Annotated in this window: 18 protein-coding genes; 10 read left to right on the plus strand and 8 right to left on the minus strand. The window is 65.3% G+C overall.

The genetic code is table 11. The features are described from left to right. Window positions 1-359 precede the first annotated feature (359 nt). Both ACYCAX_RS22250 and ACYCAX_RS22255 read right to left on the minus strand, forming a co-directional pair. Complete coding sequence (locus tag ACYCAX_RS22250; RefSeq protein WP_294978332.1) at window positions 360-653, minus strand: addiction module antidote protein; 294 nt, start codon at window positions 651-653, stop codon at window positions 360-362. Next, window positions 646-948 carry a type II toxin-antitoxin system RelE/ParE family toxin gene (locus tag ACYCAX_RS22255; protein ID WP_460248856.1) on the minus strand — a complete coding sequence of 101 codons (303 nt, stop codon included), beginning with the start codon at window positions 946-948 and terminating at the stop codon, window positions 646-648. Before ACYCAX_RS22255 ends, ACYCAX_RS22250 begins: the two co-directional genes overlap by 8 nt. Before the next feature lie 216 nt (window positions 949-1164). Between ACYCAX_RS22255 and ACYCAX_RS22260 the strand changes: the two genes are divergently transcribed. Then, window positions 1165-1569: a VOC family protein gene (locus ACYCAX_RS22260; RefSeq protein ID WP_460248857.1), complete on the plus strand. Its 405-nt coding sequence runs from the start codon at window positions 1165-1167 to the stop codon at window positions 1567-1569. 156 nt (window positions 1570-1725) lie between these two features. Here the strand turns inward: ACYCAX_RS22260 and gbdR are convergent, their stop codons facing one another. Both gbdR and ACYCAX_RS22270 read right to left on the minus strand, forming a co-directional pair. Continuing rightward, window positions 1726-2832: a choline metabolism transcriptional regulator GbdR gene (gene gbdR / locus ACYCAX_RS22265; RefSeq protein ID WP_015479718.1), complete on the minus strand. Its 1107-nt coding sequence runs from the start codon at window positions 2830-2832 to the stop codon at window positions 1726-1728. A 374-nt stretch (window positions 2833-3206) separates the two neighbouring features. Continuing rightward, on the minus strand, window positions 3207-4583 hold the full coding sequence (locus ACYCAX_RS22270; RefSeq protein ID WP_015479717.1) for an L-serine ammonia-lyase: 1377 nt from the start codon (window positions 4581-4583) through the stop codon (window positions 3207-3209). Between the two features lie 281 nt (window positions 4584-4864). On the opposite strand from ACYCAX_RS22270, the gene ACYCAX_RS22275 reads away from it, so the two are divergent. Genes ACYCAX_RS22275 through choV form a run of 4 tightly spaced genes read left to right on the plus strand, consistent with a single transcriptional unit; the run spans window position 4865 to window position 8531 of the window. Then, window positions 4865-5518, plus strand: a complete 654-nt coding sequence (locus ACYCAX_RS22275) for a glycine betaine ABC transporter substrate-binding protein (protein ID WP_460248858.1) — start codon at window positions 4865-4867, stop codon at window positions 5516-5518. Then, entirely contained in the window at window positions 5515-6453 is a 939-nt protein-coding gene (locus ACYCAX_RS22280; protein ID WP_294978356.1) for a choline ABC transporter substrate-binding protein, read from the plus strand. Before ACYCAX_RS22275 ends, ACYCAX_RS22280 begins: the two co-directional genes overlap by 4 nt. Window positions 6454-6507: 54 nt before the next feature. Beyond that, window positions 6508-7347 (plus strand): choline ABC transporter permease subunit, encoded by an 840-nt coding sequence (gene choW, locus ACYCAX_RS22285; protein WP_015479715.1) that lies wholly within the window; start codon window positions 6508-6510, stop codon window positions 7345-7347. A 5-nt stretch (window positions 7348-7352) separates the two neighbouring features. Further along, a complete protein-coding gene (gene choV, locus ACYCAX_RS22290; protein WP_015479714.1) occupies window positions 7353-8531 on the plus strand; it encodes a choline ABC transporter ATP-binding protein in 1179 nt (392 codons plus the stop codon). A 298-nt stretch (window positions 8532-8829) separates the two neighbouring features. Here the strand turns inward: choV and ACYCAX_RS22295 are convergent, their stop codons facing one another. The 4 genes from ACYCAX_RS22295 to ACYCAX_RS22310 form a co-directional block, all read right to left on the minus strand. Then, entirely contained in the window at window positions 8830-9837 is a 1008-nt protein-coding gene (locus ACYCAX_RS22295; RefSeq protein ID WP_294978362.1) for an alpha/beta fold hydrolase, read from the minus strand. A 221-nt stretch (window positions 9838-10058) separates the two neighbouring features. Next, window positions 10059-10925, minus strand: a complete 867-nt coding sequence (locus ACYCAX_RS22300; protein WP_294978365.1) for a helix-turn-helix transcriptional regulator — start codon at window positions 10923-10925, stop codon at window positions 10059-10061. 196 nt (window positions 10926-11121) lie between these two features. Beyond that, a complete protein-coding gene (locus ACYCAX_RS22305) occupies window positions 11122-12540 on the minus strand; it encodes an aminotransferase (protein WP_460248859.1) in 1419 nt (472 codons plus the stop codon). 92 nt (window positions 12541-12632) lie between these two features. Continuing rightward, complete coding sequence (locus ACYCAX_RS22310) at window positions 12633-13736, minus strand: polyamine ABC transporter substrate-binding protein (protein ID WP_294978370.1); 1104 nt, start codon at window positions 13734-13736, stop codon at window positions 12633-12635. Between the two features lie 196 nt (window positions 13737-13932). Between ACYCAX_RS22310 and ACYCAX_RS22315 the strand changes: the two genes are divergently transcribed. The 5 genes from ACYCAX_RS22315 to ACYCAX_RS22335 all read left to right on the plus strand — a co-directional run bounded on the left by ACYCAX_RS22315 (window position 13933) and on the right by ACYCAX_RS22335 (window position 20174). Then, window positions 13933-14580, plus strand: a complete 648-nt coding sequence (locus tag ACYCAX_RS22315) for a TetR family transcriptional regulator C-terminal domain-containing protein (RefSeq protein ID WP_015479709.1) — start codon at window positions 13933-13935, stop codon at window positions 14578-14580. A 109-nt stretch (window positions 14581-14689) separates the two neighbouring features. Continuing rightward, entirely contained in the window at window positions 14690-15430 is a 741-nt protein-coding gene (locus tag ACYCAX_RS22320) for a response regulator (RefSeq protein WP_086009581.1), read from the plus strand. A gap of 3 nt (window positions 15431-15433) precedes the next feature. Next, window positions 15434-16213, plus strand: coding sequence for a substrate-binding periplasmic protein (locus tag ACYCAX_RS22325; RefSeq protein WP_015479707.1), 780 nt, complete (start codon window positions 15434-15436; stop codon window positions 16211-16213). Further along, window positions 16210-18456, plus strand: a complete 2247-nt coding sequence (locus tag ACYCAX_RS22330) for an ATP-binding protein (protein ID WP_460248861.1) — start codon at window positions 16210-16212, stop codon at window positions 18454-18456. The genes ACYCAX_RS22325 and ACYCAX_RS22330 overlap by 4 nt, the downstream gene beginning before the upstream one ends. A 293-nt stretch (window positions 18457-18749) precedes the next feature. Then, complete coding sequence (locus ACYCAX_RS22335) at window positions 18750-20174, plus strand: amino acid permease (RefSeq protein ID WP_294971044.1); 1425 nt, start codon at window positions 18750-18752, stop codon at window positions 20172-20174. Window positions 20175-20208: the final 34 nt, after the last annotated feature.

Consider the following 20208-nt stretch of genomic DNA (forward strand, 5'->3'; position numbering starts at 1 on the left):
CTCATTATGAGGCTTGGAGGTGTCTACGAAACTAGGGGCGATTCATAGTATCGAATGCATGTTGGGACTTTCCCGGAGAGAAAGATTTTAATTCCAACTTGAAAGTAGTCGATAGCAACACTGCGGCTTATGAGAAGTATTACCCCCAGCCTGCAATACAGTTTGAGTGTAGAGAGAAAGCTCCGGAAGGATTTGCGATGCCTTGGGGGGACAGTCTCGATTTTCAAGCAGAAATCTATCGCTTACAGGGAGACAGAGATCGTGGAAGACGTAAGGAATTTTATGAAAAGGCGATAGCAATCAACGGCTGCTATAAGGCGAAAAGGCGGATTGGTTATAATTGAATATGTGAAAAGAGCTTAGTGCGCAACCTGTGGCCGCACTGTCATTTCAATCCCGAGAGCATTCATCACGGCCAGTAGCGTCTTCAGCGTCGGGTTGCCGTGTTCGCTGAAGGAACGATAGAGCTGCTCGCGAGACAGGCCGGTTTCCCGCGCCAGTTCCGTCATGCCTTTGGCGCGAGCGACGACTCCCATGGCTTTGGCAATGTAGGAGGCATCGCCGGTTTCCAGCGCGTCACTCATGAACTCGGCAATGGCTTCGGGGTTGGTGAGGTACTGCGCGGGATCGAATTCGGTGAACGTCTCAGTCATGTTGTGCTCTCCACGCCGCCAGCATTTTCTGCGCAGCTTCGATGTCACGACCCTGGCTGCCCTTGTCGCCTCCGCAGAGGAGTATCAGCAGAGTGCTGCCCTGCTGATGGAAATAGACGCGGTAGCCTGGTCCATGGTGTATCCGAAGCTCGCTGACGCCCTGGCCGACCGGTGCGACGTCGCCTGGCAGGCCTTCCAGCAGGCGGTTTATCCGGGCGACGATGCGGGCCCTGCCCCTATTGTCCTTCAGGTTCTGCAGCCAGGTTCGAAACTTGGCGGACTCGATTTTCTTCATATCGACTGTAGTCTATAAATTACAGAAAGGGCAATCCCTGTCGGTATGAGCGCTGGTGAAATCGCACTGCTTGCCTTGGACGGGCTTATGGGGCGCCGGACGTGGTGAGAGTGGAAAGTAACCTCGATGCGCTCGGTCCGAGTTGGGTCGCCCGCAGTTTCCGAATCGCCTTACCGATGTCCTAGACTGGCCCCTTCCCTTCACAGGAGAGCCGCCATGACCACCGCCACTCCCTTCCTCATGTTCCAGGGCGGCGTCGCGCAGACGGCGCTGGATTTGTATCTCGCTACTTTTCCCAACTCCCGCGTGGTGCACGTGGAGCGCTATGGCGCCGGTGAGCCTGGCCCGGAGGGGACGATCAAGGTGGCGCGGTTCGAGGTGTGCGGGCAGGCGTTCCTGTGTTCGGACAGCCCGGTGAGGCATGACTTCGATTTCACGCCGTCCAGTTCGATCTTCGTGGAGTTCGAGTCGGGCGATGTGTTGGAGCGCGTCTTCGCTGTGCTGGCGGAGGGTGGGCGGGTTTATATGCCGCTGGGAGACTACGGTTTCAGTCGGTGCTTTGGCTGGGTGAGCGACAGGTTCGGGGTGTCCTGGCAGCTCAGCTTGCCGTTGGGGGCATGAGGCGGGGTTCTGCAGTCGCGGCAGGGGCGGTGGATGCGGGCGGTTCCTACGAAGGCATCGCGTGCCGGAGTCGCGCGAGCAGGCTTGCTCCTACAAGCGCCTGAAACACAAAAAGGAGGCCAGCGGGCTTCCCTTTTGTGTTTCAGGCGACGGGCCTCAGAGCACCCGCACGCTGGCGAAGGTGGATTCGCCCTGGGCCTGGCTGAGGGCGGAGATGGCCGAGGAGTTGGGCATGAGGGCGAGGTCCTGCGGGATGGGCATGACCATGACCGGCTGGCCGATGGGCTGGCCCTGGCGTTCGTCGCGCGGGGGGATGCCGAAGTATTCGCGGTAGCACTTGGAGAAGTGCGGGGTGGAGACGAAGCCGCAGACCGAGGCGACTTCGATGATCGACATGGAGGTCTGCTTGAGCAGCTGGCGCGCGCGGATCAGGCGCAGCTTCAGGTAGTAGCGTGACGGCGAGCAGTGCAGGTACTTCTGGAACAGGCGTTCGAGCTGGCGGCGCGAGACGTTGACGTAGACGGCCAGTTCGTCGAGGTCGATGGGCTCCTCGAGGTTGGCCTCCATCAGCGCGACGATTTCCTGCAGCTTGGGCTGGTTGGTGCCGAGCATGTGCTTGAGCGGTACGCGCTGGTGGTCCTGTTCGTTGCGGATGCGCTCGTAGATGAACATCTCGGAGATCGCCGCCGACAGTTCGCGGCCATGCTCGCGGCCGATCAGGTGCAGCATCATGTCCATCGGCGCGGTGCCGCCGGAGGAGGTGAAGCGGTTGCGGTCGATGGAGAACAGGCGGGTGCTCATGGCCACGCGGGGGAAGGCTTCCTGCATGGCGGCCAGGCATTCCCAGTGCACCGAGCAGTCGTAGCCGTCGAGCAGGCCGGCGCGGGCCAGGGCCCAACTGCCGGTGCACACGGCGCCAAGCCGGCGGCCGTGGCGGGCCTGGGCCTGGAGGAAGGTGACGTGTTCGCGGGTGACGCTGCGCTGGATGCCGACGCCGCCGACCACGATCAGCGTATCCATCTGCGGGGCGCTGTCGCAGGCGGCGTCGGGGGTGATCTGCAGGCCGTCGCTGGCCCAGACCTGACGACCGTCGAGGCTGAGGGTGTGCCAGCGGTAGAGTTCGCGCCCGGAAAGCTGGTTGGCCATGCGCAGCGGTTCCACCGCCGAGGCCAGGGAGATCAGGGTGAAGTTGTCCAGCAGCAGGAAGCCGATGGACTGCGGAGCTCGGTTTTGCGGCGGAACTCCGGGGTTGAACGCGTTCATTCGATCACCTCACGCTAGTCACAGTCGCCTCTAGGGAGGCGTTTCTTATGCTTGTTGTTCTGTTGGGGAAGTCCGCCGTGGGCGGTTCCCTGGCTGTTCCTCTGCCTATAGCAAGGCAAATGCCATGCCTAGGTTGATTGAGCGTTCAATAAAAAAAGAAAACGGCAGGGATATGCCGTTTTTGAGGGATCGGAATGCGACCCGTCACAGGTCGCAAATGCGCATGGGGAAAGGGCTGGGGATTTTGGTAGCACTCCCCGGTCAGCCTGCCGATGGGACGATGCGCGAAACGGTAACGCTGCTCGGCGGTTCGGTACGAACGTGCCGCTGCGCCAGAATGAGGCGTCGTGGCGGCGGCGTGGTCGATTTCGGGCTCAGCATTCGATGCTGCTGACGGCCAGGCCGCCGCGCGAGGTTTCCTTGTACTTGTCGTGCATGTCGGCGCCGGTGTCGCGCATGGTACGGATCACCTGGTCGAGGCTGATGAAGTGCTGGCCGTCGCCACGCAGGGCCATTTGTGCGGCGTTGATGGCTTTCACCGCGGCGATGGCGTTGCGTTCGATGCAGGGCACCTGGACGAGGCCGCCGACGGGGTCGCAGGTCAGGCCGAGGTTGTGTTCCAGGCCGATCTCGGCGGCGTTCTCCACTTGCTCGGGGCTGGCGCCGAGGACTTCGGCGAGACCCGCCGCGGCCATCGCGCAGGCGGAGCCGACTTCGCCCTGGCAGCCGACTTCGGCGCCGGAGATGGAGGCGTTTTTCTTGCACAGGATGCCGACGGCGGCGGCGGCCAGGAAGTAGTCGGTGATGTCGCTTTCGCGGGCGTCGGGGTTGAAGCGCATGTAGTAGTGCAGCACTGCCGGGATGATCCCCGCCGCGCCGTTGGTGGGGGCGGTGACCATGCGTCCACCAGCGGCGTTTTCCTCGTTCACCGCCAGGGCGAAGAGGTTGACCCATTCCATCGCGCTCAAGGTGGAACCGATGACGTTGGGCTTGCCGATTTCCTGCAGGTTGCGGTGCAGGCGCGCGGCGCGGCGTTGGACGTTGAGACCGCCGGGGAGGGTGCCTTCCTGGCTGAGGCCGCTGTTCACGCAGTCGCGCATGGCCTGCCAGAGGGTCTTGAGGCCCTCGCGGATGTCGGTTTCGCTGCGCCACATGCGTTCGTTGGCCATCATCAGCTCGGATACGCGCAGGCCGTGGCGTCGGCAGAGCATGAGCAGTTCGGCGGCGCTGGAGAAGTCGTAGGGCAGGACGGTGTTGTCGGTGTCGAGGCTGCCGGAGGCGGCCTGCTCCTCGTCGACGACGAAGCCACCGCCGATGGAGTAGTAGGTGTCGCCGTGCAGCTCGCCGTCGTGACCGAAGGCGGTCAGGCGCATGGCGTTGGGATGGTAGGGCAGGCTTTCGTCGAGCAGGCGCATGTCGCGCACCCAGTCGAAGCGGATTGCCCGGCTGCCGGCCAGCAGCAGCTCGCCGGAGGCGCGCAGGGCGGCCATGCGCGGTTCGATCTGGCGTGGGTCGATGCGGTCGGGCCATTCGCCCATCAGGCCCATGATCACCGCGCGGTCGGTGCCGTGGCCGATGCCGGTGGCGGACAGCGAGCCGTACAGGCGTACTTCCACGCGCGTGGTACGTTCGAGCATCTGCCGTTCGCGCAGGGCGCCGACGAACAGCGCGGCGGCGCGCATGGGGCCGACGGTGTGCGAGCTGGAGGGGCCGATACCGATCTTGAACAGGTCGAACACACTGATTGCCATGCCGGACTCCGAGCGGGCTGCGCTTCCTGCGGGGGTGGGGGCGTGGGCACGTCCCTGTGCCCGCGTTGCGTGCTCATCATCGGTCCAAGCGGTCGCGCGGCCCCTTCCGGCACCGACTTGGTCATATCCAAAAGCGCCGTAGCCGCTCCCTTGCAGGACGCGGCGGCTGCAACATCGGCGCGGGAATCCGGCTTGCCCCATGATCCGGCACCGACGACGGCAACCAACGGATCCGCAAGCTGATCGATGACCGGAGGTTCGACCTGGACGGCTTCAAGCGGATGGCGTCCAGCGAGGCCGACATGCCGGCTTGTGCCAGGCGCGCCGAGGCGCTGAAACCGCCGATTGGGGAACCTCACCCGATGAATGGGCGTCTTCAGGTAAGGTACCTGGACGGTGGCGATGCCTGTTTCGAGCCGAATCATGGCGGCGCCACGGTCTTCGCCAGCGTCCGAACAGGCTATCTTCAGGAGTGCCCGAATGTCGCGCGGCTGCTGAAGAACCTGAAATTCGACCTGGCGCTGGAGAAGCAACGGATGGATACGCTGCTCAACGAGCGGCGCAATCCACGCCAGGCCGCCAAGGCTTGGCTACAGGCCAATCCACAGGTGCGAGGCACCTGGTTGCAGGGGTGTACCGTGTGTTTCCTGTGTTGCGCCGGTGGGGTCGAAGTCAGTCGCGATGGACTGATCGCGACCCCCGCAGGTCGCCTGCGCCGGGCCCTGCGATTGGATGCGACATGCCTGGTGCTGATTGCGACTTCGCCTGCACTGGTTGCGACGCACCCGGTATGCGGCGAATTTTTCCTGTTCCATGATCGATACGAAATGACAACAAAAGGGCCTGCAAGCCTGGCCCCACCCATAAAACGAGAGACCGCCGCGCCCTTTGCGGGAAGCGCCGGCGCCCCACCCCGCAGAGGAGTACGCTCATGAAAGGTTGCAAGTCTTTGCTGCTGGCTGTGTCCGTTTGCGCGCCGCTGGCGGTTCAGGCCGCTGAACCTGAGTCGTGCGGCACGGTTCGCTTCTCCGACGTCGGCTGGACCGACATCACCGTGACTACCGCCACTACCCGCCAGGTGCTCGAATCGCTTGGCTACACCACCAAGATGAACATGCTGTCCGTGCCGGTGACCTACAAGTCGCTGGCGAACAATGACCTCGACGTGTTCCTCGGCAACTGGATGCCGAGCATGGCCAACGACATCAAGCCTTACGCCGATGCGGGCACGGTGGAAACCGTGCGGGCCAACCTCGAAGGCGCCAAGTACACCCTCGCCGTTTCCCAGGCCGCGTATGACGGTGGCCTGAAGACCTTCGCCGACATCAGCAAGTACGCCGACAAGCTGGGCAACAAGATCTACGGCATCGAGCCGGGCAACGACGGCAACCGCCTGGTGCAGGGGATGCTCGACAAGAACCAGTTCAACCTGGGCAAGTTCAAGCTGGTGGAGTCCAGCGAGGCCGGCATGCTCTCGCAGGTCGGGCGCGCCGATCGCCGCAATCAGTGGATCGTGTTCCTGGGGTGGGAGCCGCATCCGATGAACACCCGCTTCAAGATGAAGTACCTCGAAGGCGGCGATGACGTGTTCGGCCCCAACTACGGCGGCGCGACCATCTACACCAACGTGCGCAAGGGCTATGCCCAGGAATGCCCGAACGTCGGCAAGCTGCTGGCCAACCTGAGCTTCACCCTGGACATGGAAAACAAACTCATGGACGCCGTGCTCAACGGGGGCAAGAAGCCCGAAGAGGCGGCAAAAGCCTGGTTGAAGGACCATCCGGAACTGCTCGACGCCTGGCTTGCCGGCGTGACCACCCGTGACGGCAAACCGGCCTTGGCGGCAGCCAAGGTGGCATTCGCGAAATAAGTGCCGAAATCATTGCCGTTGGCCGATTCCTCAAGCTTCTGATGGGCCCGCATTATGTTTCTGACTGACCACAAGCTACCGCTGGGCGAGCATATCGCCGCCTTCGTCGACTGGCTCACGCAACATGGCGCGTCGGTGTTCGACAAGATTTCCGACACCCTCGAGTTCCTTATCCACGGCGTCACCAACAGCCTGCTCTGGTTCAACCCGCTGGCGCTGATCGCGCTGATGGTCTTCCTGGTGTTCTACATCCAGCGCAGCTGGGGCCTGGCGGTCTTCGCCCTGGCCTCGCTGCTGCTGATCCTCAACCTGGGGTACTGGCAGGAGACCATGGAGACCCTGGCGCAGGTGATCTTCGCCACGGTGGTGTGTATCGCCATCGGGGTGCCGCTGGGCATCCTGGCGGCGCACAAGCCCTGGTTCTACACCGCGCTCAGGCCGCTGTTGGACCTGATGCAGACGGTGCCCACCTTCGTCTACCTGATCCCCACCCTGACCCTGTTCGGCCTGGGTGTGGTTCCGGGCCTGATCTCCACGGTGATCTTCGCCATCGCCGCGCCCATCCGCCTGACCTGCCTGGGCATCCAGGATGTGCCCGCGGAGCTGATGGACGCCGGCAAGGCCTTCGGCTGCTCGCGCTGGCAACTGCTGACGCGCATCGAGCTGCCGCACGCCATGCCGAGCATCGGCGCGGGGATCACGCAATGCATCATGTTGTCGCTGTCGATGGTGGTTATCGCCGCGCTGGTGGGTGCTGACGGCCTCGGCAAGCCGGTGGTCAACGCGCTCAACACGGCGGACATTTCCCTCGGCTTCGAGGCCGGTCTGGCCATCGTCCTGCTCGCCATCCTGCTCGATCGGGTGTGCAAGCAACGTTCGCTGCGGGGGAGGTAAGCACTATGTCGGCGATTCGATTCGAACATGTGGATGTGATTTTCGGCACCCATACCAAGGAAGCGCTCAAGCTGCTGGACAAGGGTCTGGGCCGCGAGGAGATCCTCAAGCGCACCGGCCAGGTGCTGGGTGTCGAGGATGCCTGCCTGGACGTCAATCGCGGCGAGATCTGCGTGCTGATGGGCCTGTCGGGCTCGGGCAAGTCCAGCCTGCTGCGCTGCATCAATGGCCTCAACCGGGTCAGCCGCGGCAAGCTGCTGATCGAGCACGAAGGCCAGCAGGTGGACATCGCCAACTGCTCGCCGGCCACCCTCAAGACCATGCGCACCAAGCGCATCGCCATGGTGTTCCAGAAGTTCGCGCTGATGCCCTGGTTGACCGTCGCCGAGAACATCGGCTTCGGCCTGGAAATGCAGGGCCGCCCGGCCAACGAGCGGAAGAAGGTGATCGACGAGAAACTGGAGCTGGTCGGCCTGTCGCAATGGCGCGACAAGCGCCCGGATTCGCTCTCCGGCGGCATGCAGCAGCGCGTCGGCCTGGCCCGCGCGCTGGCGATGGATGGCGACATCCTGTTGATGGACGAGCCCTTCTCCGCGCTGGACCCGCTGATCCGCCAGCAGTTGCAGGATGAACTGCTGGTGCTGCAACGCCAGCTGCACAAGACCATAGTCTTCGTCAGCCACGACCTCGACGAGGCGCTGAAGATCGGTACGCGCATCGCGATCATGAAGGACGGCCGCATCATCCAGCACGGCAAGCCCGAGGAAATCGTGCTCAGCCCGGCGGACGACTATGTGCGTACCTTCGTCGCCCACACCAACCCGCTCAACGTGCTGTGCGGCTCCAGCCTGATGCGCGGCCTGGACCAGTGCCGCCGCCAGGCCGACGAGGTGTGCTTCGACCAGGGCCGCGACTGCTGGCTCGGCCTGACCGAGGGCAACCAGATCAAGGCCGTGCGCCAGGGCAGCAACATCATCGACCTGCAGCAATGGCGCCCGGGCGACCCGGTGGAGAAGCTCAAGCACGAGCCGACCCTGGTCGACGTCAGCATCCGCATGCGCGATGCCTTGCAGATCCGCTACCAGACCGGCCACAAGCTGGTGCTGCAGGAACAGAACCGCGTGGTGGGCGTGCTCGGCGACAGCGAGCTGTACCACGCGCTGCTGGGCAAGAACCTGGGCTGATTGCTTGCCCGAATGAAAAACGCCGGCTCCCTGCGAGGGGAGCCGGCGTTTTTGTTGGGGCTGGAGCCTTGGTTTTTGTAGGAGCGAGCTTGCTCGCGAACGCATTTTCCCGGCTGCTCAGGTGCTGGGCGGTTCGCGAGCAAGCTCGCTCCTACAAGTCAGGTCAGGTTCCGCGCCGAGCCGGATCGCTTTTGTAGGATGGGTGGAGCGCAGCGATACCCGTGTTGATGGCGGGAGGAATCGATGGGTATCGCTTCGCTCCACGCCATCCTACGGTTCAAACAACCCGGCACGCTGATCAGTGCTTGAGCTCTGCCAAGCCCTTGAGCAGCGCGTCGTGGAAGCGCTTCGGGTCCTGGATCTGCGGCGCGTGGCCCAGGTCGTCGAATTCCACCAGGGTGGCGTTGGGGATCGCCTTGGCGGTCTGCTTGCCCAGCTCGGCGTAGTTGCCCAGCTTGGCTTTCAGCTCGGCCGGGGCCAGGTCCTTGCCGATGGCTGTGTTGTCCTTGGTGCCGATCAGCAGCAGGGTCGGCATCTTCAGCTGGCCGAATTCGTAGACCACCGGCTGGGTGAAGATCATGTCGTAGAGCAGTGCCGAGTTCCACGCCACGCGCTCGTGGCCGGCACCGTTGAACAGGCCGGCGAGCATGATCACCCACTTGTCGTACTCGGGCTTCCACTGGCCGGCGTAGTAGGTCGCCTGCTCGTACTGGCGGATGCCTTCGGCGCTGGTCTTCAGCTCACGCTCGTACCACTGGTCCGGGGTGCGGTAGGGCACGCCGAGGGCCTTCCAGTCTTCCAGGCCGATGGGGTTGACCATCGCCAGTTGCTCCACCTGCTGCGGGTACATCAGCGCGTAGCGGGTGGCGAGCATGCCGCCGGTGGAGTGGCCGAGCAGGGTGACCTTGCCGATCTTCAGGTGCTCCAGCAGCGCATGGGTGTTGCTCGCCAACTGCTGGAAGCTGTACTGGTAGCGCTCGGGCTTGGTGGACTTGCAGAAGCCGATCTGGTCCGGCGCGACCACGCGGTAGCCGGCATTGCTCAGCGCGGCGATGGTGCTTTCCCAGGTGCCGGCGCAGAAGTTCTTGCCGTGCAGCAGCACCACGGTGCGGCCGTTGGCCTTCTGCCTGGGTTTCACGTCGATGTAGGCCATGTGCATGTGGTGGCCCTGGGACGCGAAGCTGTAGTGGCCGACCGGATAGGCGTAGTTGAAGCGCTCCAGTTCCGGGCCGTAGGTGGGTTTGGATTCGGCGGCGTGCAGCGGCAGGGCGGCGGCCAGTAGCAGGGCGGGTAGCCAGCGGCGCATCGGGAGCTCTCCGGGTGGTGTGGGCACGGGTCAGACAGCGGGAAAGGCCATAGGTTGGCAGATTTTCCGGGTCGGCGCCGCATTGGCGCTTGGGCTTCTCGTAGGAGCGAGCTTGCTCGCGAATCGCTTTACTCCGTGTCCGCCCGGTTCGCGAGCAAGCTCGCTCCTACAACAGCACAGCTTGTCGGCGAGCCAGGGCCGCAGGATGGGGTAGAGCAGCTTCAGGCCGCGCTGGCACCGCCGGTCAGCCAGTCGATGAACAGCGAGAACAGCTCCGCCTGGGAATTGATTTCGAGCTTTGTGTAGAGGTGCTTGCGGTGCATGCGCACGGTTTCCGGCGAGATGTCCAGCACCCGCGCGCTGGATTTCACCGAGTGGCCGCGCAGCAGCAGGTGGGCGATTTCCCGTTCGCGCTCGGTCAGGAGGTCGGCGCCGAAGTTCATGAAGGCGGCGCGGATGTGCCGGTTCAACGGCGCCTGGGCGACGTGCGCACTACTGTCACCACGCCCGGCGAGCAGCAGGTCGAGGCCGCCGTTGCGCTCGAACTGGCGGATCAGTTCGCGCACCAGCGGCAGCGCGCCGGCCAGCAGGTCCAGTTGGGTGGCGCTGAAACGCGCGCCGCTGTGGCCCTGGTACAGGCACAGGGAGACCTTGCGTTGCTCGCCGAGGTCGACGATGAAGTGGCAGTCCTCGGTGCAGCCGCAGCGCAGGTAGTAGGTCTTGTAGTACTCGCTGGCGAAGAAGTCGTCCGGGGCGATGTCGGCCAGCGGGTAGAAGCCTTCGGTGAGGCCGGCTTCCATCGCCAGGCAGAAGGGGTCGAGCAGGTAGCCGCGGGCGTAGTAGCGGTCGATCAGCGCCTCGTGGTGCGCCGGGGCGATGCCGCGCTGGTACAGCGGCTGCGGCGGCTGGCCGCGCTGCTCCAGGCCGAGCATCAGCGACTCCACCGGCACCAGGCAGCCCAGGGCGTCGGCCAGGCGTTCGACGAAGACGATTTCGCCGACGCTGGCCAGGGCGCGCGCCAGCCCCGCATGCCAGGCATGCAGGGCCGGTGCGTCGGAGGTTTCGCTCAGCGCCTGGGATTCGCTCATGTCCGGCAGTCTAAAGGGCTGCCTGGATGTAGGCAAAATCCTCAGAACCTGTTTCCAATCTGCTGCGCGTCGGCATAACTGCGTTGAAATCGGTTTCGGGATGCTCATTTACTGCGCGTAGACTCCGCTCCCTCAACCGATTTCGCCTTGTTCTGCTCTAGCTCGCGAGATCGTAAACAGGTTTTCGGATCGATCATCAGTGCCCCGCGTAATCACCGCTGCGCTTGAGGTCTTCGGCGGCCTCGAGGATCGACTCACGCAGGGTGTCGACGATCTCGTCGACCTGCTCGCGGGTGATGGTCAGCGGCGGCGACATCACGTTCAGGTGCACGATCGGCCGCACCAGCAGGCCCTTGGCCTGGGCGCGCAGGTGGATCTTCTCGCCGATGTTCAGCTCCTCGGGGAAGAGCACCTTGCTGCGCTTGTCGGCGACGAACTCGACGCAGGCCATCAGCTTCTGGCAACGCACGCTGCCCACCAGCGGGAGGTCGGCCAGTTCCTGCAGGCGCTGCTCCAGGTAGCCACCGACGTCCTTCACGTGCTCCAGCAGATTCTCGCGCTCGATGATCTCGATGTTCTTCAGCGCCGAGACGCAGCTCACCGGGTGCCCGCTGTAGGTGAAGCCGTGGGCGAAGCAGCGGCCCTGGTCGGCCTCGCCGATCACCTGCCAGATGCGCTCGGAGAAGATGCACGCGCCCAGCGGCAGGTAGCCGGAGGTCAGGCCCTTGGCGGTGGTGATGATGTCCGGCTGCATGCCGAACACGTCTTCGGAGGCGAAGAAGGCGCCGAGGCGGCCGAAGGACGTCACCACCTCGTCGGCGACGTAGAGCACATCGTACTTCTGGCAGACCTGCCACATGCGCTGGTGGTAGCCCTTGGGCGGGATGATCACGCCGCCCGAGCCCATGATCGGCTCGGCGAAGAAGGCGGCGACCTTGTCCTGGCCCAGCTCGAGGATCTTGTCTTCGAATTCCTTGACCAGGAATTCGAGGAAGTCGCCCTCGGTCATCCCTTCCGGCGCGCGGTACGGGTTGGGGCAGGAAATGTGGTGGATGACGTCCTTGAGGAAGTCGAACTCGGCCGGGTGGTCGGCGACCTTGCCGCCCAGCGACATGGTGAGGAAGGTCGAGCCGTGGTAGGCGTTGACCCGGCTGATGATGTGCTTCTTCTCATGCTTGCCGCGGCAGTTCTGGTAGTACTGGATCAGGCGGTAGGCGGTGTCCACGGCGGTGGAGCCGCCGGTGGTGAGGAACACATGGTCGAGGTCGCCCGGCGCCAGTTCGGCGAGTTTCTCGCAGAGCTGGATGGCGGTGACGTTGGCCATGTCGCAGAAGGGGTTGGAGTAGGCCAGCTTGCGTACCTGCTCGGCGATGGCATCGGCCATTTCCGCGCGGCCCAGGCCGATGTTCGTGCACCACATGCCGCCCACGGCGTCCAGGTAGCGATTGCCCTGGGTGTCGTAGATGTAGGCGCCCTCGCCGGCGGCGATGTTCAGCGCACCGTTGACCCGGTGATCGTCGAACACGTGGTAGCCGTGCATGTAGTGGGCTTTGTCGGCGGCGACCAGCTGCTCGTCGTTGAACTGGGCGAAGAAGGCTGGGGTTGGGGTGGTCATCTGCTTTACCTCGGTATTCCGGTTATTCGTCCTGGGGAGAGCCTTCTCCCCGTGCCCCGGCGCTCAGGCCGGGGCGGGTGGTTGGCGATCCATCAGGTCCCGGTCTTCACCGCGTTCCAGGTACGGGTGATCAGGCGGGTCGCCTTGGGGGTCTGCACTTTCTGGGTGAACAGCCGGGCGCGGGTCTCGGCGTCGGGGTAGATCGCCGGGTCGTTGCGCACTTCGGCGGCCAGCAGCGGGGTGGCGGCGGCGTTGCTGGAGGCGTAGCGGATGTAGTCGGCGACGCCGGCGGCCACCTTGGGCTGCAGCATGTATTCGATGAACGTGTGGGCGTTGGCCACGTGCGGCGCGTCGGCCGGGATGTAGAAGTCGTCGAACCAGATCAGCGAGCCTTCCTTGGGCACGAAGTAGCCCAGCTTGACCTTGGCCCCGGCTTCGTCGGCGCGGGCCTGGGCGGTGGCGTAGTCGCCGGACCAGGTCATCGCCATGCACTGGTCGCCGTTGGCCAGGCCGTTCAGGTAGCTGGTGGAGTCGAACTTGCGGATGTACGGGCGGATCGATTGCAGCAGGTCCTGGGCGGCCTTCAGGTCCTCGGGCGCGGCGCTGTTGGGGTCGCGCTTGAGGTAGGCCAGGGCCAACGGGATCACGTCGGTGGGCGAATCGATGATGGTCACCCCGCAATCGGCGAATTTCGACACGATCTTCGGATCGAACAGCATCGCCAGCGAGCCGATGGGCGCGTCCGGCATGCGCTGCTTGATCTTGTCGACGTTGTAGGTGATGCCGTTGCTGCCCCAGGTGTAGGGCGCCGAGTACTTCACGCCCGGATCGTAGTGCTCCAGGTGCTCGAGCACCTCCGCATCGAGGTTGTTCCAGCTGGGCAATTTGGACTTGTCCAGCGGCTGGAATACGCCCGCCTTGAGCAGCGGCGGCACCAGGGCGGCGTTGAGCACCACCAGGTCGTAGCCGGAGCGGCCGGGCATCAGCTTGCCCTGCACGGTTTCGTAGGAGTCGAAGGTGTCGTAGACCACCTTGATCCCGGTGGCCTTCTCGAAATCGGCGATGGTGTGCTCGCCGATGTAGTCGGTCCAGTTGTACAGTCGCAGCGTATTGGCGCTACTGCTGTCTTCCCCGTAGCCCAGCGCCGGCAAGGTCGCCAGTGCCGCGCCGAGTACCGCAGCGAGGGTTTTCTGCATGTCAGTCCACCTGTTGTTGTTGTGTTCGCTGATGGGGTCACTCTCGGCCAGCCCCGGTTGGCGGACCATTCCCCGAACGGGTAGGTAGGGTCGGTTACCGTTACAACGCCCACATCGAAACGACGGCAGACCTGGGGCTGGTATCTTGTCGAACAATCGTTCAGATTCTCCCCATCCCCCACCCGGAATCACAGGAATGAACCAGGAAGTCCGCTTTTCCCGACTGGAGCCCGAACAGCGCAAGGCGCTGCTGATCGAGGCCACCCTCGCGTGCCTGAAGCGCCACGGCTTCCAGGGGGCATCGATCCGCAAGATCTGCGCCGAGGCCGGGGTCTCGGTGGGGCTGATCAACCATCACTACTCGGGTAAGGACGAACTGGTGGCCGAGGCCTACCTGACCGTCACCGGGCGGGTGATGCAGCTCCTGCGCGACGCCATCGCCGAGGCGGCGCCGGATGCCCGTGCGCGACTCTCGGCGTTCTTCCGCGCGTCGTTCTCCGCCGAGCTGCTCGACCCGCAGCTGCTGGATGCCTGGCTGGCGTTCTGGGGCGCGGTGAAGACCGCCGAGGAAATCAACAAGGCGCACGACCATTCCTACGGCGAGTACCGTGCGTTGCTGGCGCAGGCGCTGAACGCGCTGGCGAAGGAGCAGGGCTGGGCCGATTTCGACGCCGATCTTGCCGCCATCGCCCTCAGCGCCTTGCTCGATGGGTTGTGGCTGGAGTCCGGTCTGAATCCCAATACCTTCACCCCGGAGCAGGGCGTGCAGATCTGCGAGGCGTGGGTGGATGGCCTGCAACAGGGCGGCCGGCAACGCTTCAGCCGCGCGGCAGCGGGCTGTTGATCGATTGTTCAGCGACCGGTAACCTGCTGCGACCGTAGGACCGGTCCTACAGAGCTCTCTAGACTAATAACAAGAATGCCCCGCCTCCGAGCGGTGGCGTCAGCAGGGTATTGCGATGACTTCCCGTGTACTGATCGTCGACGACGATCCGGTGGTTCGCGAGCTCCTCCAGGCCTACCTCGGCGAGGAAGGCTACGACGTGCTTTGCGCCGGCACCGCCGAACAGGCCGAGGCAAGCCTCGCCGAAGCCGAGCAGGCCGATCAGCCCATCGACCTGGTGATGCTCGACATCCGCCTGCCCGGCAAGGACGGCCTGACCCTGACCCGCGAACTGCGGGTGCGCTCGGAGGTCGGCATCATCCTGATCACCGGGCGCAACGACGACATCGACCGCATCGTCGGCCTGGAATGCGGCGCCGACGACTACGTGATCAAGCCGCTCAACCCGCGCGAACTGGTGTCCCGCGCGAAGAACCTGATCCGCCGCGTGCGCCACGCCCGCCAGGGCTCCGCCGCCCAGCCGGCGCGGCAGAACCACAAGCGTTTCGCCCGCTGGACGCTCGACCCCGACCGCCGCCGCCTGGTCGACCGCGACGGCAGCGAAACCCCGCTGACCCACGGCGAGTTCCAGCTGCTCTGCGTGTTCCTGCGCAACACCGGCCACACCCTGAGCCGCGACCAGCTGATGGACCAGATCCGCAACCGCGAGTGGCTGCCCAACGACCGCTCCATCGACGTGCTGGTCGGTCGCCTGCGCCGCAAGCTGCGCGACGACCCGGCCGAGCCCGAGCTGATCATCACCATTCACGGCGCCGGCTACCTGTTCACCGCCACGCCCGTCGACGCCTGAGCCATGCGCTGGCTGGCCCCGCTGTGCCTGGTGCTGCCGTTGCTGGCAGCGGGCGCCAGCGCCGCGCCGCCGATCCGTTACTGCGACTATCCCGTCTATCCGCCCATTTCCTGGAGCGACGGCCATGAAGTGCGCGGGCTGGCGCCGCAGACCGTACGCAGCGTGCTCGGCGAGCTGGGCTATGAGGTGCAGACCGTGGTGCTGGGCAACTGGAAGCGCTGCCTGCTGGATGCCGCCGAGGGTCGCGTCGACGTGGTGCTCGCCTACCAGACCCCGCAGCGCGACGATGGTCTGCTGTTCTCCCGCGTGCCGGTGTTGCGCGAGGAAGTGGCGATCTTCTACAACCGCCGCAAGCCGGTGCGTTTCGACCAGCTGGGCGACCTCGCCAATTACCGTGGCGGGCTGCTGTTCGGCGAGAGCTACGGGGCGGAGTTCGACCGTTTCGTCGCCGAGCACGGCAACGTCGAATGGGTCTCCGACAGCCGGCAGAACTTCGGTAAGCTGATCCGCCAGCGCATCGACTTCATCGCCCACGAGCGGCGCACCGGCTCGCTGTTCGTCGAGCAGTTGGCCGGCGGCCAGGACATTGCCGCGCTGCCCCGGCCGCTGACCGTGGATTACCTGCGCATCGCCGTCTCCCGCCATTCGCCGCTGGCCGCGCGAATGGAGGAGATCGATGCCGTGCTGAAGAAACGCGTGGACGACGGCAGCGTCGCTCGCTGGCTGCAGCAGAGCGAGCACGACTACCGCGCCATGCTCGCCGGCGACGGGGTGCCGCGTTGAAGCTGCCCGGCGGCCTGGCCCGGCGCCTGCTGCTGCGGGTGCTGCTGTTCAGCCTGTGCTTCACCGTGCTGGCCAGCGCGGTGCAGCTGTACTTCGAATACCGCCGCGAGATGCGCGACATCGACACGCGCCTGGAGCTGATCCGCGTCGGCTACCTGGCCAGCTTCGAGCGCAGCCTGTGGGACCTCAACCAGGAGCAGCTCAACGTGCAGTTGCACGGCCTGGCCGACTTCCCCGACATTGCCCAGGTGCGCCTGCGCAGCGCCGACTTCAACCTGGTGCAGGACGCCGACGACAAGCGTGGGCCGTTCCGCGTCGAGCGCTACGCCCTGGCCTTCCAGCCGCCGGACGGCGAGCGCCGCGAACTGGGCGAGCTGGAAGTCAGCATCGACCTCGGTGCCGTCTACCTGCGCCTGCTCCACGGTGGGCTGGCCAGCCTGTTGTGGATGGGGGTGTTCCTCTGCGGCCTGGCGGTGGCGCTGAGCTGGCTGTTCCACAGCCTGGTCACCCGCCACCTGCGCGTCATGGCCGACTTCGTCCGGGGCCTCACCGGCGGCGATCTGCAGACCGAACTGGCACTGCACAAGGGGCGCAAGGAGGATGAGATCGACACCGTCGCCGACGCGCTCGACGACTTGCGCCGCGCCCTGCGCGCGGAGCTGCGGCGCCGCGAGGCCGATCGCGCCGCATTGCAGAGCAAGCGCGACGAGCTGCAGCAGCGCGTCGAGCGGCGCACCGCCAGCCTGCGCCGCGCCAAGGAGGAAGCGGAGGAGGCCAACCGCGCCAAGAGCCGCTTCCTTGCCACCATGAGCCACGAAATCCGTACGCCGCTCAACGGCATCCTCGGCATGGCCGAGCTGCTGCGTGCCGCGCCTCTGGGCGAGCAGGACCGGCGCCGGCTGCAGGCGCTGTCCACCGCCGGCGAAGGGCTGCTGGCGATCCTCAACGAGGTGCTGCACTTCGCCAAGCTGGAGGACGGCGCCAGCCAGCCGGAGCCGGTGGACTTTTCCCTGCGCCGCCTGCTCGACGACGTGGTGACCCTGCTGGAGCCGCGCGCCGCCGACAGCGGCCTCTGCCTGCGCTTGCGCGTGGATCCGCAAGTGCAGGACCCCTGCCGGGGCGCGGAACAGTTCCTGCGCCAGGTGCTGAGCAACCTGCTGGCCAACGCGGTGAAGTTCACCGAGGAGGGCGAGGTACTGCTGGAGGTGACGCTGCTGGAGCGCGGCGAGGCCGGGCAGCGCCTGCGCTTCGCGGTGATCGACGACGGCATCGGTATCTCCGCCGAGCAGCAGGAAAAGATTTTCCAGCGCTTCACCCAGGCCAGCGACGAAGTGGCACGACGCTACGGCGGCACCGGGCTGGGACTGGCGATCAGCAAGCGCCTGGTGGAGGCGATGGGCGGCGAGATCGGCGTGGAAAGCCTGGAAGGCGAGGGCAGCACCTTCTGGTTCGAGATCGCGCTGATGCCGGGCGTGCTGCCGCAGTCCGAGGTTTCCGCCGGGCTGGCGCCATCGCGAGAGGTGCTGGTGGTGGAAGACGTCGCCCTCAACCGCGAGGTCGCCCAGGCGCTGCTGGAGCGCGACGGCCACCGAGTCCAGCTTGCCGACGACGCGGAACCCGCGCTGGCGCTCACCGCCGCGCGGCGCTTCGACCTGATCCTGCTGGACATGCATCTGCCGGGCATGACCGGTCTCGACCTGTGCCGGGCGATTCGCGCGCAAGCCGGCGGCCTCAACGCCACCACGCCGATCCACGCCTTCACCGCCAGCGTGCAGCCGGGGATGGTCCGCCGCTATTTCGAGGCCGGCATGCAGGGCGTGCTGGGCAAGCCGCTGCGCCTGGACGACCTGCGCCGCGCGCTGGCCGGCGTGTCTGCCGCCCTGCCACTGGCGGCCGTGGATAACGGCCCGCTGGATCGGCGGGTACTGGAAACCCATCGCCGGTTGCTGGGTGAGCACAAGCTGAACGAGTTGCTCGCCAGTCTGTGGACGTTGCTCGCCGAGCAGTGGCCGCTGTTGCTGGATGCCCTGCACCAGGAGGATGCCGTTGAAGCGGCGAGCTTCGCGCACCGGCTGGCGGGGAGTTGCCGGTCGATGGGGCTGCGCGGGTTGGGGGATTGCCTCGGCGAGCTGGAGGAGGCGGCGCTGGCGGGCTCGGTGCGCGGTGACTGGGCGGAGCGGTTGGAACGGGAGAGGGCGGTGACGTTCGAGCTTCTGCAGGGCGCCCAGGCGCGTTCTCTGTAGGAGCGAGCTTGCTCGCGAACTCCGCCCAACTCCGTCACCGCCGGCCAATCCTGTTCGCGAGCAAGCTCGCTTCTACAAGATCGTCCCCTGAAAGACCCGTCCCATGCGCCCTGCACAAAATCCTTACATCTTTCTACAACTTCGATCCACTCGAACAACGGGGTCTTACATCGCCTTCCAATAATCCGGTGGCATCCGTGCCCGAGCCACGGCCTCTGATTGATTGGAGATAACAATAATGATCCAACGTAGAGTTCCGCTCAGCCGCGCCCGCCGTTCCCTGGAGGTGCGCCATGTCTGAGACCCATCACGCCGGCAGCGGCGAGAAGATCCAGCTCACCCGCGCGCTGAAGAGCCGCCACATCTTCATGCTGTCGCTGGGCGGCGTGATCGGCACCGGCCTGTTCATGGGCTCGGGCGTCACCATTGGCTCCGGCGGCCCGATGGGCGCCATCCTCGCCTACCTGGTCGCGGGCCTCTTGATGTACCTGGTGATGGTCTGCCTGGGCGAGCTGTCGGTGCAGATGCCGGTCTCCGGCTCCTTCCAGGCCCACGCCACGCGCTTCATCGGTCCGGCCACCGGGTTCATGATCGGCTGGGTCTACTGGATGAGCTGGGCCTCCACCGTCGGCCTGGAATTCACCGCCGCCGGCATGCTGATGACCCGCTGGTTCCCCGAGGTGCCGATCTGGCTCTGGTCGGGCTTCTTCGTGGTCGTGCTGTTCTCCCTCAACGCCCTGGCCACCCGCGCCTTCGGCGAGGCCGAGTACTGGTTTTCCGGGATCAAGGTCGCGGCCATCCTGGGCTTCATCGTGGTCGGCGTGCTGGTGATCTTCGGTGCCATTCCGCTCAATAGCGGCGCCGCTGCACCGGGGCTGTCCAACCTGGTCAGCGATGGCCTGTTCCCCAACGGCCTGTCCGCCGTGTTCGCGGTGATGATGACGGTGGTCTACGCCTTCCAGGGCTGCGAGATCATGGGTGTCGCCGCCGGCGAAACCGACCAGCCGGAGAAGAGCATCCCGCGCGCCGTGCGCAACGTGGTGTTCCGCGTGCTGATCTTCTATGTGCTGGCGATCGTCGTGCTGTCCTGCATCGTGCCGTGGAAGCAGGCCGGGCTGATGGAAAGCCCCTTCGTGCAGGTGTTCGACATGGTCGGCATTCCCTACGCCGCCGACCTGATGAACTTCGTGATCCTCACCGCGATTCTCTCGGTGGGTAACTCGGGCCTGTACGCCTCCACCCGCATCCTCTGGGCCATGTCCAAGACCGGCATGGCGCCGCGCGGTCTGTCCAGGCTCAGTGCCCGTGGCGTGCCGCTCTACGCGCTGCTGATCAGCCTGGCGTTCGCCCTGCTCTCGCTGCTCACCAGCATCGTCGCCGCCGACACCCTGTTCATGGTGCTGATGGCGGTGAGCGGGATGTCCGGCACCGTCACCTGGATCGTCATCGCCTACGCCCAGTACCGCTTCCGCCGCGAGCACATGGCCAAGGGCGGCAGCGTGGCCGACCTGAAGTACGCCGCTCCCTTGTTCCCGCTGATTCCGCTGGCGTGCATCGCGATCTGCTGCTCGCTGTTCGTGTTCCTGGCGATGGACCCGACCCAGCGTCCGTCGCTGTACTGGGGCTTCGGCTTCATGGCGGCCTGCTACCTGGCCTACTACGTGCTCAAGCGCAAGCGGCCGCAGGTGGTCAACGAGGCGGCGTTGAGCGTGGGCTGAATGGAGAAGGGCCCCGCCCGCGGCCGGCGCGGGC

The sequence above is a fragment of the Pseudomonas sp. MT3 genome (assembly GCF_054720805.1).

Bases quoted from the DNA above. Each gene is read 5' to 3' on its own strand.
- ACYCAX_RS22270 (WP_015479717.1), bottom strand. From the start codon at position 4,583: ATGGCAATCAGTGTGTTCGACCTGTTCAAGATCGGTATCGGCCCCTCC.
- ACYCAX_RS22310 (WP_294978370.1), bottom strand. From the start codon at position 13,736: ATGCAGAAAACCCTCGCTGCGGTACTCGGCGCGGCACTGGCGACCTTG.
- gbdR (WP_015479718.1), bottom strand. From the start codon at position 2,832: ATGAACGCGTTCAACCCCGGAGTTCCGCCGCAAAACCGAGCTCCGCAG.
- ACYCAX_RS22275 (WP_460248858.1), top strand. From the start codon at position 4,865: ATGGCGTCCAGCGAGGCCGACATGCCGGCTTGTGCCAGGCGCGCCGAG.
- ACYCAX_RS22335 (WP_294971044.1), top strand. From the start codon at position 18,750: ATGTCTGAGACCCATCACGCCGGCAGCGGCGAGAAGATCCAGCTCACC.
- ACYCAX_RS22315 (WP_015479709.1), top strand. From the start codon at position 13,933: ATGAACCAGGAAGTCCGCTTTTCCCGACTGGAGCCCGAACAGCGCAAG.
- ACYCAX_RS22325 (WP_015479707.1), top strand. From the start codon at position 15,434: ATGCGCTGGCTGGCCCCGCTGTGCCTGGTGCTGCCGTTGCTGGCAGCG.
- ACYCAX_RS22300 (WP_294978365.1), bottom strand. From the start codon at position 10,925: ATGAGCGAATCCCAGGCGCTGAGCGAAACCTCCGACGCACCGGCCCTG.
- ACYCAX_RS22250 (WP_294978332.1), bottom strand. From the start codon at position 653: ATGACTGAGACGTTCACCGAATTCGATCCCGCGCAGTACCTCACCAAC.
- ACYCAX_RS22255 (WP_460248856.1), bottom strand. From the start codon at position 948: ATGAAGAAAATCGAGTCCGCCAAGTTTCGAACCTGGCTGCAGAACCTG.
- ACYCAX_RS22305 (WP_460248859.1), bottom strand. From the start codon at position 12,540: ATGACCACCCCAACCCCAGCCTTCTTCGCCCAGTTCAACGACGAGCAG.
- ACYCAX_RS22280 (WP_294978356.1), top strand. From the start codon at position 5,515: ATGAAAGGTTGCAAGTCTTTGCTGCTGGCTGTGTCCGTTTGCGCGCCG.
- ACYCAX_RS22260 (WP_460248857.1), top strand. From the start codon at position 1,165: ATGACCACCGCCACTCCCTTCCTCATGTTCCAGGGCGGCGTCGCGCAG.
- choW (WP_015479715.1), top strand. From the start codon at position 6,508: ATGTTTCTGACTGACCACAAGCTACCGCTGGGCGAGCATATCGCCGCC.
- choV (WP_015479714.1), top strand. From the start codon at position 7,353: ATGTCGGCGATTCGATTCGAACATGTGGATGTGATTTTCGGCACCCAT.
- ACYCAX_RS22295 (WP_294978362.1), bottom strand. From the start codon at position 9,837: ATGCGCCGCTGGCTACCCGCCCTGCTACTGGCCGCCGCCCTGCCGCTG.